At 70.4% G+C, this 16,102-nt stretch carries 14 protein-coding genes; 9 read left to right on the top strand and 5 right to left on the bottom strand.

The features are described from left to right. Positions 1–8: 8 nt before the first annotated feature. Positions 9–1,355, top strand: a complete 1,347-nt coding sequence (locus AB0P17_RS02050; RefSeq protein ID WP_365806717.1) for an adenylosuccinate lyase family protein — start codon at positions 9–11, stop codon at positions 1,353–1,355. A 140-nt stretch (positions 1,356–1,495) separates the two neighbouring features. Continuing rightward, a complete protein-coding gene (locus tag AB0P17_RS02045; RefSeq protein ID WP_365806716.1) occupies positions 1,496–1,996 on the top strand; it encodes a hypothetical protein in 501 nt (166 codons plus the stop codon). Between the two features lie 26 nt (positions 1,997–2,022). Here AB0P17_RS02045 and AB0P17_RS02040 read toward each other — a convergent pair whose 3' ends face one another. Then, positions 2,023–3,195: a Bcr/CflA family efflux MFS transporter gene (locus AB0P17_RS02040; RefSeq protein WP_365806714.1), complete on the bottom strand. Its 1,173-nt coding sequence runs from the start codon at positions 3,193–3,195 to the stop codon at positions 2,023–2,025. Between the two features lie 396 nt (positions 3,196–3,591). After that, on the bottom strand, positions 3,592–4,803 hold the full coding sequence (nadA, locus tag AB0P17_RS02035; RefSeq protein WP_365806711.1) for a quinolinate synthase NadA: 1,212 nt from the start codon (positions 4,801–4,803) through the stop codon (positions 3,592–3,594). Between the two features lie 239 nt (positions 4,804–5,042). Here nadA and AB0P17_RS02030 point away from each other — a divergent pair, with 239 nt between their 5' ends. Continuing rightward, on the top strand, positions 5,043–5,399 hold the full coding sequence (locus AB0P17_RS02030; protein WP_329826308.1) for an iron-sulfur cluster assembly accessory protein: 357 nt from the start codon (positions 5,043–5,045) through the stop codon (positions 5,397–5,399). A gap of 186 nt (positions 5,400–5,585) precedes the next feature. On the opposite strand, the gene AB0P17_RS02025 is transcribed toward AB0P17_RS02030, so the two are convergent. Further along, positions 5,586–7,154, bottom strand: coding sequence for a hypothetical protein (locus AB0P17_RS02025; protein WP_365806709.1), 1,569 nt, complete (start codon positions 7,152–7,154; stop codon positions 5,586–5,588). A gap of 290 nt (positions 7,155–7,444) precedes the next feature. On the opposite strand from AB0P17_RS02025, the gene AB0P17_RS02020 reads away from it, so the two are divergent. Beyond that, complete coding sequence (locus AB0P17_RS02020; RefSeq protein WP_365806706.1) at positions 7,445–8,419, top strand: carbohydrate kinase family protein; 975 nt, start codon at positions 7,445–7,447, stop codon at positions 8,417–8,419. 49 nt (positions 8,420–8,468) lie between these two features. Here the strand turns inward: AB0P17_RS02020 and AB0P17_RS02015 are convergent, their stop codons facing one another. After that, positions 8,469–9,887, bottom strand: coding sequence for an aminotransferase class V-fold PLP-dependent enzyme (locus AB0P17_RS02015; RefSeq protein ID WP_365806703.1), 1,419 nt, complete (start codon positions 9,885–9,887; stop codon positions 8,469–8,471). 312 nt (positions 9,888–10,199) lie between these two features. On the opposite strand from AB0P17_RS02015, the gene coxB reads away from it, so the two are divergent. The 4 genes from coxB to AB0P17_RS01995 all read left to right on the top strand — a co-directional run bounded on the left by coxB (position 10,200) and on the right by AB0P17_RS01995 (position 14,698). Next, positions 10,200–11,162 carry a cytochrome c oxidase subunit II gene (gene coxB / locus AB0P17_RS02010; RefSeq protein WP_365806702.1) on the top strand — a complete coding sequence of 321 codons (963 nt, stop codon included), beginning with the start codon at positions 10,200–10,202 and terminating at the stop codon, positions 11,160–11,162. Next, positions 11,159–12,904 carry a cytochrome c oxidase subunit I gene (ctaD, locus tag AB0P17_RS02005; RefSeq protein WP_365806700.1) on the top strand — a complete coding sequence of 582 codons (1,746 nt, stop codon included), beginning with the start codon at positions 11,159–11,161 and terminating at the stop codon, positions 12,902–12,904. Before coxB ends, ctaD begins: the two co-directional genes overlap by 4 nt. Continuing rightward, complete coding sequence (locus tag AB0P17_RS02000; RefSeq protein WP_365806698.1) at positions 12,901–13,299, top strand: cytochrome c oxidase subunit 4; 399 nt, start codon at positions 12,901–12,903, stop codon at positions 13,297–13,299. The genes ctaD and AB0P17_RS02000 overlap by 4 nt, the downstream gene beginning before the upstream one ends. A 148-nt stretch (positions 13,300–13,447) precedes the next feature. Then, on the top strand, positions 13,448–14,698 hold the full coding sequence (locus tag AB0P17_RS01995; protein ID WP_365806696.1) for an Ig-like domain-containing protein: 1,251 nt from the start codon (positions 13,448–13,450) through the stop codon (positions 14,696–14,698). 137 nt (positions 14,699–14,835) lie between these two features. On the opposite strand, the gene AB0P17_RS01990 is transcribed toward AB0P17_RS01995, so the two are convergent. Beyond that, on the bottom strand, positions 14,836–15,237 hold the full coding sequence (locus AB0P17_RS01990; protein WP_365806693.1) for a hypothetical protein: 402 nt from the start codon (positions 15,235–15,237) through the stop codon (positions 14,836–14,838). A gap of 195 nt (positions 15,238–15,432) precedes the next feature. On the opposite strand from AB0P17_RS01990, the gene AB0P17_RS01985 reads away from it, so the two are divergent. After that, positions 15,433–16,053: a heme-copper oxidase subunit III gene (locus AB0P17_RS01985; protein WP_365806692.1), complete on the top strand. Its 621-nt coding sequence runs from the start codon at positions 15,433–15,435 to the stop codon at positions 16,051–16,053. The last annotated feature ends 49 nt before the right edge of the window (positions 16,054–16,102 follow it).

Below are 16,102 nucleotides of genomic sequence, written 5' to 3'. Positions count from 1 at the left end.
GATCCACCGTGAGCACGACCGTCTTCGACTCCTTCCTCTTCCGCGACATGTTCGGAACCCCCGCCATGCGGGAGGTGTTCAGCGACAGCGCGTACGTCCGTCGCCTCATCGACGCCGAGACCGCGCTGGCCCGCGCCCAGGCCAAGGTCGGGATCATCCCCGCCGAGGCCGCCGAGGACATCACGCGCAAGGCCGACTTCGACAGCCTCGACCTGGAGCGGCTGCGCGCGGAGACCGAGATCGTCGGCTATCCGGTGCTGCCCCTCGTCAAGCAGATCGCGGACCAGTGCGCGGACGCCGGCCACTACCTTCACTGGGGCGCGACCACCCAGGACATCATGGACAACGCGGTCATGCTCCAGTGCAAGCAGGGCGTCGCGCTCCTGGCGGCCCAGCTCGACCGGGTCCGGGACGCCCTGCGCCGGCTCGCGGAGGAACACGCGGACACCGTCACCGCCGGCCGCACCCACCTCCAGCACGCTCTGCCGGTGACGTTCGGCTACCGCTGCGCCGTGTGGCTGTCCGCCCTCGACCGCCACGCCGAGCGCCTGGAGCAGGCCCGGGCCCGCGCGCTGATGGTCCAGTTCGGGGGCGCAGCCGGCACACTCGCCTCACTGGGCGACGGCCCCGAAGGGCTCCTGGCCCGTGCCGCGCTCGCGGAGGAACTGGGGCTGGCGGACCCCGCCATCACCTGGCACGTGGCCCGCGACGGCCTGGTGGAACTGGTCTCCCTCTTCGCGTCCGTCGGCGGCTCGCTGGGCAAGATCGCCTGGGACGTGATGATGATGTGTTCCTCGGAGTACGGCGAACTCGCGGAGCCCTTCGTCCCCGGACGCGGCGCCAGCTCCACCATGCCGCAGAAGCGCAACCCCATCTCCAGCGAGCTCATGTTCGCGGCCGCCAAGCTGCTGCGCGACAAGTCCTCCACCATGCTCGACGCGACCATGCAGGACTTCGAACGGGCCACCGGCCCCTGGCACCTGGAGTGGGCGACCGTTCCCGAGGCGTTCCTGCTGCTGTCCAGCTCGCTCCACCAGGCGGAGTTCATGCTCTCCGGACTCGAGGTCAGGACCGACAGGATGCGCAGCAACACCCTCCTGACCGGCGGCCTCATCGTCGCCGAAGCCGTGATGATGGACGTCGCCCCCGTCCTCGGCCGCAACCAGGCGCACGAGGTCGTCTACGAGGCCTGCCGCGCCGCCATCGAGACCGGCACCACGCTGGAGGCGGAACTGCTCACCCACGACGACCTCGTACGCCACCTCGGCGCCGCCCGCATCAAGGAGCTGTGCGACCCGGCCCGTTACCTCGGCAGCGCCAGGGCCATGACCCGCGACGTGGTCGGCCGCCGGTAGCCGATCGGCTCCGCGCCGGGGACGCCGCGACGTGCGGTACGGTCGAAGAAAAGCCGACCGTCCCGCCGCCAACACCGACAACGCCGCCCCCGGGTCGGGCAGTTCCGGCGGAGCTGACGGAGCCTCACCGAGGAGGGGCCATGTCCGACGACGCGTACGAGAACCCGGGCGAGGCGAGCCCGGCCGACATCGCACGAGCCCGCTACGCCCTGTACGTGGAGTCGCTCAGGGCCCGGATGCCCCGTGAGCAGTTCGAGCTGCTCATGGAGGTCATCCGGCTGTGGGCCGAGGCCGGCGGCGGCACGGTACGGCTGAAGATGGACGGCCTGGAGCGGGAGTTGTTCACCCAGGAACTCCAGCAGGAGTTCCTGACCCTCATGGGCCTGATCGGCGCGATGCAACCGGGCCACGAGGACCGCGCGGACCATGTCGTCGCCCACCTCGGCGACGGCGAGCACACCAAGGGCGCCATGTCGCTGGTCCCCCCTGAGGTGGCCGCCGACCCGGCCAGGCTGCGCGCCATGCGGGAGAAGCTCGAAGCCCAGCAGAAGCGACGCCGCAGCGATGAACAGACGGTCGAGGGCATCGCCCGCGCGAGTGGAATGTCCACGGCTTCGTCCGACGGCGACGACGCCGCGTAGGACGGCCGCCCAGGGCGAAGCATGCCCTAGGACGCCCGCCCGGCGGTCCCCGCCGCCAGGACCGCCACCCCGCCGCACAGCGCCATCCCCGCGAACACCGGCACCGCCGATCCCGCCCCGCCCAGCCCCGCCAGCGGAGCCACCGCCGCGCCCACCGCGCTCTGCGCCGTGCCCAGCAGGGCCGACCCCGTGCCCGCCGCGTCCGGGACGCGCGCGACGGCCAGCGACGCGGCGTTGGCGAGCACCAGCCCGAGACCGGCGCAGAACACCGTCACGAGCGGTACGTAGGCGCCGAACGTCAGCACCCCCGTCCCGGCCGCCGCGAGCAGCGCCACCGCCGCCGCCCAGAGCGCGTACAGCCCGAGACCGAGCAGTCGCTTCACGGAGACCCGGCCCACCAGCCGCGCGGCCGCCGCGCCGGAGAGCGCCAGGACCAGCGCGCCCCCGGAGAAGACCATCGACGAGGCGCCGACGCCCAGCCCCAGCACGTTCTGGAGCAGGAACGGCGACCCCGCGACGTAACAGAACAGCGCGCCGAAGGCGAAGGAGTAGGCCAGCGCGTAACCGGTGTACGCGCGGTCGCCCGCCACCGTCCGCACCGTACGGAGCAACGCCCCGCGCCCACCCGCCCGGCGCCGCTCCGGCGGCAGGGTCTCCGGTACGGCGCATGCCACGGCGGCCACCGTCAGCAGCGCCACCGCCGCCAGCGCCCAGAACACCCCGCGCCAGCCGGCCACGCCGATCACCGCACCGCCCGCGAGCGGGGCGAGCACCGGCGCGATGCCCGCCAGCGTCATCAGCACACCCAGCAGCCGCGCCGCCGCCGCGCCCGACGCGATGTCCGCGACCACGGCCCGCCCGACGACGACACCCGCCGCCCCGCTGAACCCGGCGGCCAGACGCAGCGCGATCAGGGCGCCGAGCCCGGGGGAGAGGGCGCAGAGCGCGGTGGCCACAGCGCATACCGCCGCCCCCGCGAGCAGGGGGACGCGCCGCCCGTGACGATCGGAGAGCGGGCCGAGCACGAGATGGCCGAGCGTCATGCCGACCAGGAACGCGGTGAGGGTGAGCTGCGCGCCGGAGGCGTCCGTGCGCAGCTCGGCGGCCATCCGTGGAAAGGCGGGCAGATACATGTCGGTGGAGAGCGGACCGACGAAACAGAGCAGGACGAGTGCGGCGGTGAGCCGGTAATGGGGCACGGTGCGACGACCTCTGATGTCCGGAACGGAAAAGGGGAGAGTGATCCGGGACGAACAGGGGGATTGGTGGAGACAACCGGCTGCCACGGCGGAGCGGGCGGGGATGACCCCCGGGCTCGGAACACCTGGCCGGTGAGATCGTCACTCTAGAGCCAACGGCGGTGACTTGTCCCGCCGGGTGACGGTGACGGCGACGGCCCACGCTGCGGTGCGGTGCGGTGCGGCGGGGCGGGGCGACGGCGCGGAACCGCGAACATCGACACCGGGAGGGGGTGGGCCCGGTGGACAACACACCACCGGCCCACCCCAGTTACCCCTTGGCACCCGCACCCGCATCGACCCCGCCGCGCCGCTGGCACACGTGGCGATCGTGGGCGGTGGTGGAAGCCGGGATGCCTACGGCAGTGCCAGCATCCGCTCCAGGGCGAGCTGTGCGAGGGCCGCCGTCTCCTGGTCGACCTGGATGCGGTTGACCTCGTTGCCCTCGGCCAGCGACTCCAGCGTCCAGACCAGGTGCGGCAGGTCGATCCGGTTCATGGTGGAGCAGAAGCAGACCGTGCGGTCGAGGAAGACAATCTCCTTGCCCTCGGGGGCGAAACGATTCGCCAGGCGCTGTACGAGGTTCAGCTCCGTACCGATCGCCCACTTCGAGCCCGCCGGGGCCGCCTCCAGCGCCTTGATGATGTACTCCGTCGAGCCGACGTAGTCCGCCGCCGCCACGACCTCGTGCTTGCACTCGGGGTGCACCAGCACGTTCACGCCCGGGATCCGCTCCCGTACGTCACGCACGGAGTCCAGCGAGAACCGGCCGTGCACCGAGCAGTGGCCGCGCCACAGGATCATCTTCGCGTCCCGCAGCTCCTGCGGCGTGAGCCCGCCGTTCGGCTTGTGCGGGTTGTAGAGGACACAGTCGTCGAGCGACATCCCCAGATCACGCACGGCCGTGTTCCGCCCCAGGTGCTGGTCGGGGAGGAAGAGCACCTGCTCGCCCTGCTCGAACGCCCACTTCAGGGCGCGCTCGGCGTTCGAGGAGGTGCAGATCGTGCCGCCGTGCCTGCCGGTGAACGCCTTGATGTCGGCCGAGGAGTTCATGTACGAGACGGGCACGACCCGCTCGGCTATGCCGGCGTCCGTCAGTACGTCCCAGCACTCCGCGACCTGTTCCGCCGTCGCCATGTCCGCCATGGAGCAGCCCGCCGCGAGATCCGGCAGGACGACCTTCTGGTCGTCGGCCGTCAGGATGTCCGCGGACTCGGCCATGAAGTGCACACCGCAGAAGACGATGTACTCGGCGGCCGGCCGGGCCGCCGCGTCCTTGGCGAGCTTGAAGGAGTCGCCGGTGACATCGGCGAACTGGATGACCTCGTCGCGCTGGTAGTGGTGGCCGAGGACGAACACCTTCTCCCCGAGCTTCTCCTTCGCCGCACGGGCGCGCGCCACCAGGTCCGGATCGGACGGGGAGGGCAGATCGCCGGGGCACTCCACGCCGCGCTCGCTGCGCGGGTCGGCCTCCCGGCCGAGCAGCAGCAGAGCGAGGGGTGTCGGCTGGACGCCGAGGTCCTGGACTGCGAGATCCTGAACGGGCTGGGCCGTGGTCACGTCACGCACCCTCTCTTCTCAGCGGATACTGCTCGGCAGCATCCCCTTTTCGTCTTATTGACGCTATCTATCATAGCCGCTTCACGTCACGTTGACGATGGCCATAGCGTCGATGTGACGCATTCCGGCGCGGCGCCCGGTGTGCGAGCATGAAGGCGGGAAAGACACGCGCCGGTGCCCGGAATGAATCCGTGGCGGAGCAGGTTGCACTGTCGGCAAGCAGTCCGTACAACCCGGGAGAGAAGCAGATGTCCGTATCGGACGAGACCACCACCGTGAGCGACGGCATCCTCCTGTCCGACGCCGCCGCGGGCAAGGTCAAGGCACTGCTGGACCAGGAAGGCCGGGACGACCTCGCACTGCGCGTCGCCGTTCAGCCCGGCGGCTGCTCCGGCCTCCGCTACCAGCTGTTCTTCGACGAGCGCTCGCTCGACGGCGATGTCGTCAAGGACTTCGACGGCGTCAAGGTCGTCACCGACCGGATGAGCGCCCCGTACCTGGGCGGCGCCTCGATCGACTTCGTCGACACGATCGAGAAGCAGGGCTTCACCATCGACAACCCGAACGCGACGGGCTCCTGCGCCTGTGGTGACTCCTTCAGCTAGGACTCACGCGGCTGAGAGTCACCGCCGGCAAGCAGTACGTGAAAGGCGGCGGCGCTCCCGTGGAGGGAGCACCGCCGCCTTTCCGGCGCTGTGGGCGCTGTGCGGGGCCGCTGCCGGGCGGGCGCGGCCAGTGGCGCGCACCGCCGGGTGCTCGGCGGCGCGTCACCCGCGCCGCCGCCGGCGCGGTCAGTGGCGCGCGATCTTCTCGCCCGTCTTCGCGTCCACCACCTGCCGGTCGCCCAGCGGCTTGTCCAGTGTCACCTCGACCGACTGCTCCTTGGCCATCGCGACGCAGACCCGCTCCGGATCGGGGTCGGTCACGACCACCTTCACCTTCACCGCCGTGCCGCTCTCGTCGGCCGTCGCCCCGTACGTGTCGCACACACCGCCCGTGAAGTGCAGCGTCAGGGTCCGCCCCGCCGTCTCGTACGACGTGGCGTGCTGCGTCGGGACCGTGCCGGGGCCGTCCGCCCCGGGGCCGCCGGGCAGCTCCTTGTGCGGGGGTACGGGCTCCTGCGCCGCCTTCTTCAGGAACTTCGGCGCCACCGCCGGGTGCGTGACCGTGTACGGCAGGGCGCCGTCCTCCGACGCCACCTCGAACAGCCAGGAGGGCACGAGCGCGGCGCGCCCGTCCACCGAGCGCGCCGCGAGCCCGAAGACCGCCCGGGTGATCTCTTCGGACCGCGGGGCCGGGGCATCGCTCTTCGGCGCGCACGGCAGCGCGGGCGGCACGTCCGCCCCCGTACGCGCCGTGCCGTCGTCCAGCGGCACCGGTGTCGCGCAGCCGCCGATCCGGCCGGCACCGGAGCCCGGACCGGCGCCGGCCGCCGCCCTGTTCAGCTCCTTCAGCGCCGCCTCCGCGCTGATCACCGGATACGCGTCACCCCGCTCCGGGGGCGTGAGCTGCCCGTACCCACCGGTCACCCGGCCGTCGGGGCTCACCTGGATCGCCGTCGACCAGCCGTACGTGGGCAGCCCGCCGATCACCGGGTCCGCGGTGACCACGCGGACCGCGCCCATGAGCCCGCTCGCGTCGATGTCCGCGTCGTCCTGGCCGAGTGCCTTCAGCATCGGCGCGGCCGCCTTCTTCGCCGCCGCCTCGCCGACCGCTCCCTCCTCGCTGCCGGGCGCGAAGGAACCGCCGCCTCCACCCGGGCACTTCGTGCCCTTGAGGCAGTTGTCCCCGCCCGGTACGGCGCCGAACTCCGCGAAGGTCCAGGCACCCGGCGCCTGCTTGGCGACGCGCAGCAGCGGGCCCGAGCCGTCCTTGTCCGTACCGACCTTCCAGGACGTCCCGTCCGACCGGGGCGCGCCCGTCATCCCGAACGCCTTCGCCAGCCGGGTCACATCGTCCGCGGGGACCGCCCCGCTCGTACGGTAGACGCGTGCGGTGTCCGGCCCCGCGGGCAGCTTGCCCTCCGCGCGGTAGACGACTCCGCTCGGATCCGGCTCACCGGGCGCGATGGCGGGTGGCGGGGATCCCGCCGAACCACCGGGGGCCGCGCCCGCTCCCGCCGCGGGGGCGTCGAGCGCGAGGAGCGGCGGGTTCCCGTCGCCCGTGTCGCCCGTGCCGTCCGCGCGGTCGCCTGTTCCGCCGCCGGAGCTGCCGAAGGCGCTCGTGGCGAAATACGCGCCACCGCCCCCGGCGATCAGGACCGCCGCGGCCACCGCGGCGACGGCGAACGGTGAACGCCGGCCGCGCGGGCGGTCAGCGCTGTCGGCTGTGCTCTCGTCGGGCCGCTCCGTGCTCGTCACCGCTGCGCTCCTTCGACTGCGTGTTCGTTCCCCTGGCACCGGTGGGACGGAAGAGAGCCGCGCGTGGTTCCCCGCTGAGGCCGTACGGGGCAGGAGTTACGCCGTCCGGGTGGCGATCGCCGCTTTCGGACATTCCGTCGCCCCCGGGTGCGGGCGGACGGCGGCGGAACAGCGGCGGGACAGCGGCGGGACAGGGACGGAACTGCGGCGGGACAGCGGCTTAGGGAAGAACGCCGGCAACCGGTAGCGTGAACCGTCCACCGTTCTCCCTCATCAGGAGCGTTCACGCCGTGCGAATCGCAGTCACCGGCTCCATCGCCACCGACCATCTGATGACCTTCTCCGGCCGTTTCGCGGATCAGTTCGTCGCGGATCAGCTCCACACGGTCTCCCTCTCCTTCCTGGTCGACAACCTAGAGGTGCGCAGGGGCGGTGTCGGCGCGAACATCGCTTTCGGCATGGGTCAGCTCGGCACCAGCCCCATCCTGGTCGGCGCGGCCGGCCAGGACTTCGACGAGTACCGCGCCTGGCTCGACCGGCACGGCGTCGACACCGCCTCCGTACGGATCTCCGAGGTCCTGCACACCGCGCGCTTCGTCTGCACGACGGACGCGGACCACAATCAGATCGGCTCCTTCTACGCGGGCGCCATGAGCGAGGCCCGCCAGATCGAGCTGAAGAAGGTCGCCGACCGCGTCGGCGGCCTCGACCTCGTCGTGATCGGCGCCGACGACCCGGAGGGCATGCTCCGGCACACCGAGGAGTGCCGTACGCGCTCCATCCCGTTCGGCGCGGACTTCTCGCAGCAGATCGCCCGCATGGAGGGCGACGAGATCCGCACCCTCCTCGACGGCGCCACGTACCTCTTCTCCAACGAGTACGAGAAGGGGCTCATCGAGGCCAAGACGGGCCTGACCGACGCCGAGATCCTCTCCCGCGTCGGCCACCGCGTCACCACCCTCGGCAAGAACGGCGTCCGGATCGACCGCGCCGGCGAGGAGCCGATCCTGGTCGCCTGCCCGGAGGAGGAGGCGAAGGCCGACCCCACCGGCGTCGGCGACGCGTTCCGCGCCGGGTTCCTCTCCGGTCTCGCCTGGGGCGTCAGCCTGGAGCGCGCGGCGCAGGTCGGCTGCATGCTCGCGACCCTGGTCATCGAGACGGTCGGCACCCAGGAGTACACCCTGGCCAGGACCCGCTTCATGGAGCGCTTCACCAAGGCGTACGGCCACGACGCGGCGGCCGAGGTCCAGGCCCACCTCGCCTGAGACCACCCGGCCGGCCACCGCCCACCGGGTGCCGCGCACGGCGGCGCGATCACGACACCCGGCGGACCACATACGCGACACCGTGGTCCGCCGGGCGTTCGCCCACGTACTCCTGCCCGCGCATCTCGCACCACGCGGGGATGTCCAGCCGCGCCGCCTCGTCGTCCGAGAGCACCGTCACCGTCCCGCCCACCGGCACCCCGCCGAACACCTTGGCCAGCTCGATCACCGGGACGGGACAGCGCCGCCCGAGCGCGTCGACCACCAACGACGGCTCCGTACCGGCGGCGTCGAGGACCCCGGAGCCACCGGTCCCACCCGCCCCATCCGCCCCGGCCGGTGCCCCCAGCCTCTCCCGTACGCCGGACACCACCCCCGGCAGCACCTCCAGGAACCGGTCCACCTCCGCCTCCGGCGTCCCGGCCGGCAGTGAGACCCGGACGTTCCCCTCCGACAACACGCCCATCGCGCGCAGCACATGGGACGGCGTCAGCGTGCTGCTGGTGCAGGACGACCCCGAGGAGACCGAGAAGTCGGCCCGGTCCAGCTCGTGCAGAAGGGCCTCCCCGTCAACATAGAGACACGAGAACGTCACCAGATGGGGGAGCCGCCGCTCCGGATGCCCCACCACCTCGACGTCGGACACCAGTTCCGGGACCCGCGCCCTGATCCGCTCCACCAGCGCCCGCAGCCGGACCGCCTCGGCCGCCGCCTCCGCGCGCACCGCGCGCAGTGAGGCCGCCGCCGCCACGATCGCCGGGATGTTCTGGAAGCCGGGGGCGCGCCCCGACTCCCGTTCGTCGGCCGGGCCGCCCGGGGCGAACCTGACCCCCTTGCGCACGGCCAGCAGCCCGACGCCGGCCGGACCGCCCCACTTGTGCGCGCTCGCCGTCAGCAGCGACCAGGCGCCCTCCACCGGGCCCCAGCCCAGCGACTGCGCCGCGTCCACCAGCAGCGGGACGCCCCGGCTGCGGCACACCTCGGCGACCTCGGCCACCGGCTGCTCCGTACCCACCTCGTGGTTGGCGGACTGGAGGCAGGCCAGCGCCGTGTCCTCGTGCAGGGCGCCGGCGTACGTCTCCGGCGCCACCGCCCCGTACCGGTCCACCGGCACCTCGGTCAGCGCCCCGCCGGTCGCCGCCTCGTGGGCGGACGCCGCGTGGAGCACCGAGGAGTGCTCGACGGCGGAGACGGTCACCCCGAGCCCGACCCGGCGCCGGCCGGCCAGCGCACCGGACATCCCGGCGTGGACCGCGTGTGTCCCCGAAGGAGTGAAGACGAGTTCGTCGGGGCGGCAGCCGACGGCCTCCGCGGCGGCCTCCCGGGCCGCGTCCAGCAGCAGTCCGGCCCGTCGCCCCTCGCGGTAGAGGCGGGCGGGGTCCGCCCACCCCTCGTCCAGGGAAGCCTGCAGGGCCTGCCGGGCGACCGGGTGCAGCGGGGCGGAGGAAGCGGCGTCGAAGTAGGGCACGTCGGCCACGCTAACGCGCCGCCGGAGGGGGCGTCAGAAGCGGACCCGCCCACACGTGGAGCCGGCCCCGGTCGCGCGCGGAGCCCGGCCGGCCCGCGGCCCGACGGGCCCGCGGACGGCCCCGGAACAGCACAGGCCACTCCTTCGGGGAGTCGGGCGGCGCGTTGGGCACCCTCCCCGCACGGCCTGAAAACGCGTCCAGTAGGGTTTGGTCCGCATAAACATCCACACCCCCGCCCGCGTCAGGGCCGGCGGCCGACCAGGAGACGGCGGCAGCCGGCCGCGCGGGCGAGACTCTCGGGAAGGCGCTACGTGAGTCCCAACGGCTCCGACCGCTCGTCGCGGCGCCCGATGCGGCGGAAGCTGCCGCAGGTGCTGACTGCGGGCCTGATCCTCGCGACCTCCACGGGTTGCACATACAAGGACTTCCCCCGCCTTGGAATGCCCACCCCAGTGACGGAGGAGGCTCCCCGGATCCTCTCCCTCTGGCAGGGCTCGTGGGCGGCAGCGCTCATCACGGGCGTACTGGTATGGGGCCTGATCCTGTGGAGCGTCATCTTCCACCGGCGCAGCCGCACCAAGGTGGAAGTTCCTCCGCAGACCCGGTACAACATGCCCATCGAGGCGCTGTACACCGTGGTCCCGCTCATCATCGTGTCGGTGCTCTTCTACTTCACCGCACGGGACGAGTCGAAGCTCCTCAGCCTTTCCGCGAAGCCGGCCCACACGATCAACGTGGTCGGCTACCAGTGGAGCTGGGGCTTCAACTACATCGAGAACGTGGACGGCAACCCCGCCACGGGCAACGAGATCCCCAAGGAACTCGACGCCATCCCCAAGCGGTTCACGGATGAGTTCCCCCAGGGCGCGGAGGGCGTCTACGACTACGGCGTCCCGGGCACGCGGAACCCGCAGACCAACAACCCGGGTCCGACGCTGTGGCTGCCCAAGGGCGAGAAGGTCCGGTTCATCCTGACCTCGCGCGACGTCATCCACTCCTTCTGGGTGGTGCCGTTCCTGATGAAGCAGGACGTCATCCCGGGGCACACCAACTCCTTCGAGGTCACCCCGAACCAGGAGGGCACCTTCCTCGGTAAGTGCGCCGAGCTCTGCGGTGTCGACCACTCGCGGATGCTCTTCAACGTCAAGGTGGTCTCCCCGGAGCGCTACCAGAAGCACCTGGAAGAGCTGGCCGAGAAGGGCCAGAACGGCTACATCCCGTCGGGCATCGCGCAGACGGATCCGGCCAGGAATGCGGAGACGAACAAACTGTGAGCATCCTCAACGAACCCCAGGGTGCCGCCGCAGCAGCAGAGGACTCGTACGAGAACGAGCTGCCGGTACGGCGCAAACAGCCGGGCAACGTCGTGGTGAAGTGGTTGACGACCACTGACCACAAGACGATCGGCACGATGTATCTGATCACGTCGTTCGCGTTCTTCTGCATCGGCGGGGTGATGGCGCTCTTCATGCGCGCCGAGCTGGCCCGTCCGGGTACGCAGATCATGTCGAACGAGCAGTTCAACCAGGCGTTCACGATGCATGGCACGGTCATGCTGCTGATGTTCGCGACGCCGTTGTTCGCGGGTTTCGCGAACTGGATCATGCCGCTGCAGATCGGGGCGCCGGATGTGGCGTTCCCGCGGCTGAACATGTTCGCCTACTGGCTGTACCTCTTCGGTTCGCTGATCGCGGTGAGTGGTTTCATCACCCCGCAGGGCGCGGCGGACTTCGGGTGGTTCGCGTACTCGCCGCTGTCGGACGCGGTCCGGTCGCCGGGTATCGGCGCGGACCTGTGGATCATGGGTCTGGCGTTCTCCGGGTTCGGGACGATTCTCGGGTCGGTCAACTTCATCACCACGATCATCTGCATGCGGGCGCCTGGCATGACGATGTTCCGGATGCCGATCTTCACCTGGAACGTGCTGCTGACCGGTGTGCTGGTCCTGCTGGCCTTCCCGGTGCTGGCGGCGGCGCTCTTCGCGCTGGAGGCGGACCGTAAGTTCGGTGCGCACATCTTCGACGCGGCCAACGGCGGGGCGCTGCTGTGGCAGCACCTCTTCTGGTTCTTCGGGCATCCCGAGGTGTACATCATCGCCTTGCCGTTCTTCGGGATCGTCTCGGAAGTCATTCCGGTCTTCTCGCGGAAGCCGATGTTCGGTTACATCGGTCTGGTCGCGGCGACGATCTCGATCGCGGGTCTGTCGGTCACGGTGTGGGCGCACCACATGTATGTGACGGGCGGGGTGCTCCTGCCGTTCTTCTCGTTCATGACGTTCCTGATCGCGGTGCCCACCGGGGTGAAGTTCTTCAACTGGATCGGCACGATGTGGAAGGGCTCACTGTCCTTCGAGACGCCGATGCTGTGGACGATCGGGTTCCTGGTGACGTTCCTCTTCGGCGGACTCACCGGTGTCATCCTGGCGTCGCCCCCGATGGACTTCCACGTGTCGGACTCCTACTTCGTGGTGGCGCACTTCCACTACGTGGTGTTCGGGACGGTCGTGTTCGCGATGTTCGCCGGCTTCCACTTCTGGTGGCCGAAGTTCACCGGGAAGATGCTGGACGAGCGGCTCGGGAAGATCACTTTCTGGACGCTGTTCATCGGCTTCCACGGCACCTTCCTCGTCCAGCACTGGCTGGGTGCCGAAGGTATGCCGCGCCGTTACGCGGACTATCTCGCGTCCGACGGTTTCACCGCGCTGAACACCATTTCCACGATCAGTTCGTTCGTGCTCGGTCTGTCGATCCTGCCGTTCTTCTACAACGTGTGGAAGACCGCCAAGTACGGCAAGAAGGTCGAGGTCGACGACCCATGGGGCTACGGCCGTTCACTCGAATGGGCGACTTCCTGCCCGCCGCCGCGGCACAATTTCCTCACGCTGCCGCGGATCCGTTCGGAATCCCCCGCGTTCGATCTGCACCACCCCGAGATCGCCGCGCTCGACCAGCTTGAGAACGCCGGCCACGGGGCCGCGGCCGGTGCCCTCGCCGGTGGCAAGGAGGCCGGCAAGTGAAGATCCAAGGCAGGATGTTCATCTGGCTGAGTGTCTTCATCCTCGCCGTGGCCATCGTGTACGGCGTCTGGTCGAAGGAGCCGGTCGGTACGACGGCGCTGTTCCTGGCCTTCGGCCTGAGCGTGATGATCGGCTTCTACCTGGCCTTCACGGCCCGGCGGATGGACGCGCTCGCGCAGGACAACAAGGAGGCCGACGTCGCGGACGAGGCCGGTGAGGTGGGGTTCTTCGCCCCGCACAGCTGGCAGCCGTTCTCGCTCGCCATCGGCGGCGCGCTCGCCTTCCTGGGCGTCGCCATCGGCTGGTGGCTGCTGTACTTCTCGCTGCCGCTGATCCTGGTCGGCCTGTGGGGCTGGGTCTTCGAGTTCTACCGCGGTGAGAACCAGAACCAGTAGCGGAAACCAGTAGCCGGAACCAGTAGTACCTACCGCTGGTGCCTACCGCGGACCCCGGGGGGCCCGGTCACTCCTACCAGGAGTGACCGGGCCCCCCGTTTGCATCACTCGTCGCGCTGCCGGCGGCGAATGTTCTTACCGTGTGCTCATGAACCACACGCCACGCTTGCGCGCCGTCCTGAGCTGCACCGTACTGGTCGTGTCCCTCGGGGCGTGCGCGACCGCGTGCGGCGGTCCCGAGACCCACCCGCTCTCCAACAAGCCGTACGACGCCGACGGGCAGATCGTCTTCAGCGTCGCCGCGGGGGGCAAGAAGGTGAACCCCGACAAGCCGCTCGAAGTGGTCTCCAAGAGCCGCGACGGCCGGATCACGGACGTCACGGCGGTCGACGCGGGCGGCCACTACCTGGCGGGCGAACTCACCGCCGACGGGATGCGCTGGCGCTCCACGGCCCCGCTGGCCGCCGGTGCCCGCTACACCGTCCGGGTCGCCACGGAGAACGAGGAGGGCAAGCCCGGCTCCCGGGCGCTCACCTTCCAGACCGCCAAGCCGAAGAAGACCCTGGAGGTCGAGTTCGGCCCCGACGCGGGCACGTACGGCGTCGGCCAGCCGATCACCGCCACCCTCAGCGAGCCCGTCAAGTCCAAGGCGGCCAGAGCCATCGTGGAGCGCTCCCTGAAGGTACGCTCCACGCCCGCCGCGGACGGCGGCACCTGGCACTGGGTGGACGACGAGACGATGCACTTCCGGCCCAAGGAGTACTGGCCCGCGAACAGCAAGATCACCGCCGTCAGCAACCTCGAAGGGGTGAAGATCTCGGACAAGCTGTACGGAAAGGCCACCAAGCCGCTGAAGCTCACCATCGGCGACAAGATCGAGGCCATCACCGACGCATCGGCGCACTCCATGACGATCTACCGCAACGGCGAGGAGATCAACACCATCCCGGTGACCACCGGCAAGCCGGGCTTCTCCACCCGTAACGGCATCAAGGTCGTGCTCGGCAAGGAGTACTTCGTGCGGATGCGCGGCTCCACCGTCGGCATCGGCGGCGGCGAGGGGTACGACCTGCCGGTCTACTGGGCGACCCGGGTGACCTGGAGCGGTGAGTACGTGCACGCCGCACCGTGGTCCGTGGGCTCCCAGGGCGCGGCGAACGTCAGCCACGGCTGCACCGGCATGTCCACCGGCAACGCCGCCTGGTTCTTCGAGACCGTCAGGGAGGGCGACATCGTCCAGGTCATCAACAGCGCCGGTGACTACATGGAGGACTTCGGCAACGGCTACGGCGACTGGAACGTGGACTGGAAGGACTGGCGCAAGGGCAGCGTCCTCCAGGCCGGCACCCGGGAGGGCAGCTCGCTCGCCGACCCGGCGCGGCTGCGCCCGGCGATCTGAGCCCCGTGCACGGGCCCGGTACGGCGGCGGCCGGGGTGCGAGGCACCCCGGCCGCCGTTATGCCCGTACGTCCGCTGCGTCCGCCCGTGTGTCCGTACGTACGGCCGTACACGTCCGTCCCGTACGGAAACCGCTCGTCAGGCGTCCACGGCGAGCCTGGAGCGCAGCAGTGAGGCCAGGGCGTCCGCGAAGCCGACCGGCTCGACCGGCAGGGTCACCGCGGCGTCCGCGCGGCTCCAGGTGGCCAGCCAGGCGTCCTGCGGGCGGCCGATCAGCAGCAGCACGGGCGGGCAGTTGAAGATCTCGTCCTTGATCTGCCGGGCGACGCCCATACCGCCCGCGGGGGCCGTCTCGCCGTCCAGGACGCAGACGTCGATCCCGCCGCGGTCCAGCCGTTCGAGCACCGCGGGCAGGGTCGCGCACTCCACGAACTCGACCGGTGGGACATCGGCGGCCGGCCGCCGGCCCGCCGCCAGCCTGACCTGCTCGCGGGTGTTCGCGTCGTCGCTGTAGACCAGCACGGTGGCGGTCGGCTGCATTGTTCCTCCGTGACATCGGTGTCTGCGGGGGCTCCAGGGCTCCACGGCCCTGAACCGATGCGCGGATCGTACTCCGTCGGACACCGTGTCAGCACGGGTGAGGACAGGCCTTCGCCGGTCCGTTCGAGCTGGACACACCCCATGGACACACCGAACGGCACCCCGGGAGTCAGCGCGAGATAAGCGACCGACATAATGTCGGTCGTGGCGACAGCAACGACAGTAGAAACCGGGCACGCGCACCCGTCGGTCAATCGGCCGAACCTCACCAGTGTCGGAACCATCATTTGGCTGAGTTCCGAGCTGATGTTCTTCGCGGCCCTCTTCGCGATGTACTTCACCCTGCGATCGGTGATGGGGGCGGATTACTGGAAGGAAATGGCTCATGCCCTGAACGTCCCGTTCTCGGCGACGAACACCACGATCCTGGTGCTCTCCTCCCTCACCTGCCAGCTCGGCGTCTTCGCCGCCGAGCGCGGTGACGTGAAGAAGCTCCGCACGTGGTTCGTGGTCACGTTCGTGATGGGTGCGATCTTCATCGGCGGCCAGGTCTTCGAGTACACCGAGCTGGTCAAGAAGGACGGCATCTCGCTCTCCTCCGACCCGTACGGCTCGGTGTTCTACCTGACCACCGGCTTCCACGGTCTGCACGTGACGGGGGGTCTGATCGCGTTCCTGTTCGTCCTGGGCAGGACGTACGCGGCCAAGAGGTTCACCCACGAGCAGGCGACCGCCGCCATCGTCGTGTCCTATTACTGGCACTTTGTCGATGTCGTCTGGATCGGCCTTTTCGCCACGATCTACTTGATCAAGTAGCCGGACGCCGCGCCCGACGCGCGCCGCCCGACAGACACAGTCCAGAAGC

It is taken from the genome of Streptomyces sp. NPDC088124 (assembly GCF_040685895.1).
GTDB lineage: Bacteria > Actinomycetota > Actinomycetes > Streptomycetales > Streptomycetaceae > Streptomyces.
This window is presented reverse-complemented; position numbering and strand designations above follow the sequence as displayed.

Coding starts and splice junctions, on each gene's coding strand:
- AB0P17_RS02045 (WP_365806716.1), top strand. CDS start 1,496: ATGTCCGACGACGCGTACGAGAACCCGGGCGAGGCGAGCCCGGCCGAC.
- AB0P17_RS01985 (WP_365806692.1), top strand. CDS start 15,433: ATGTCGGTCGTGGCGACAGCAACGACAGTAGAAACCGGGCACGCGCAC.
- AB0P17_RS01995 (WP_365806696.1), top strand. CDS start 13,448: ATGAACCACACGCCACGCTTGCGCGCCGTCCTGAGCTGCACCGTACTG.
- AB0P17_RS02030 (WP_329826308.1), top strand. CDS start 5,043: ATGTCCGTATCGGACGAGACCACCACCGTGAGCGACGGCATCCTCCTG.
- AB0P17_RS01990 (WP_365806693.1), bottom strand. CDS start 15,237: ATGCAGCCGACCGCCACCGTGCTGGTCTACAGCGACGACGCGAACACC.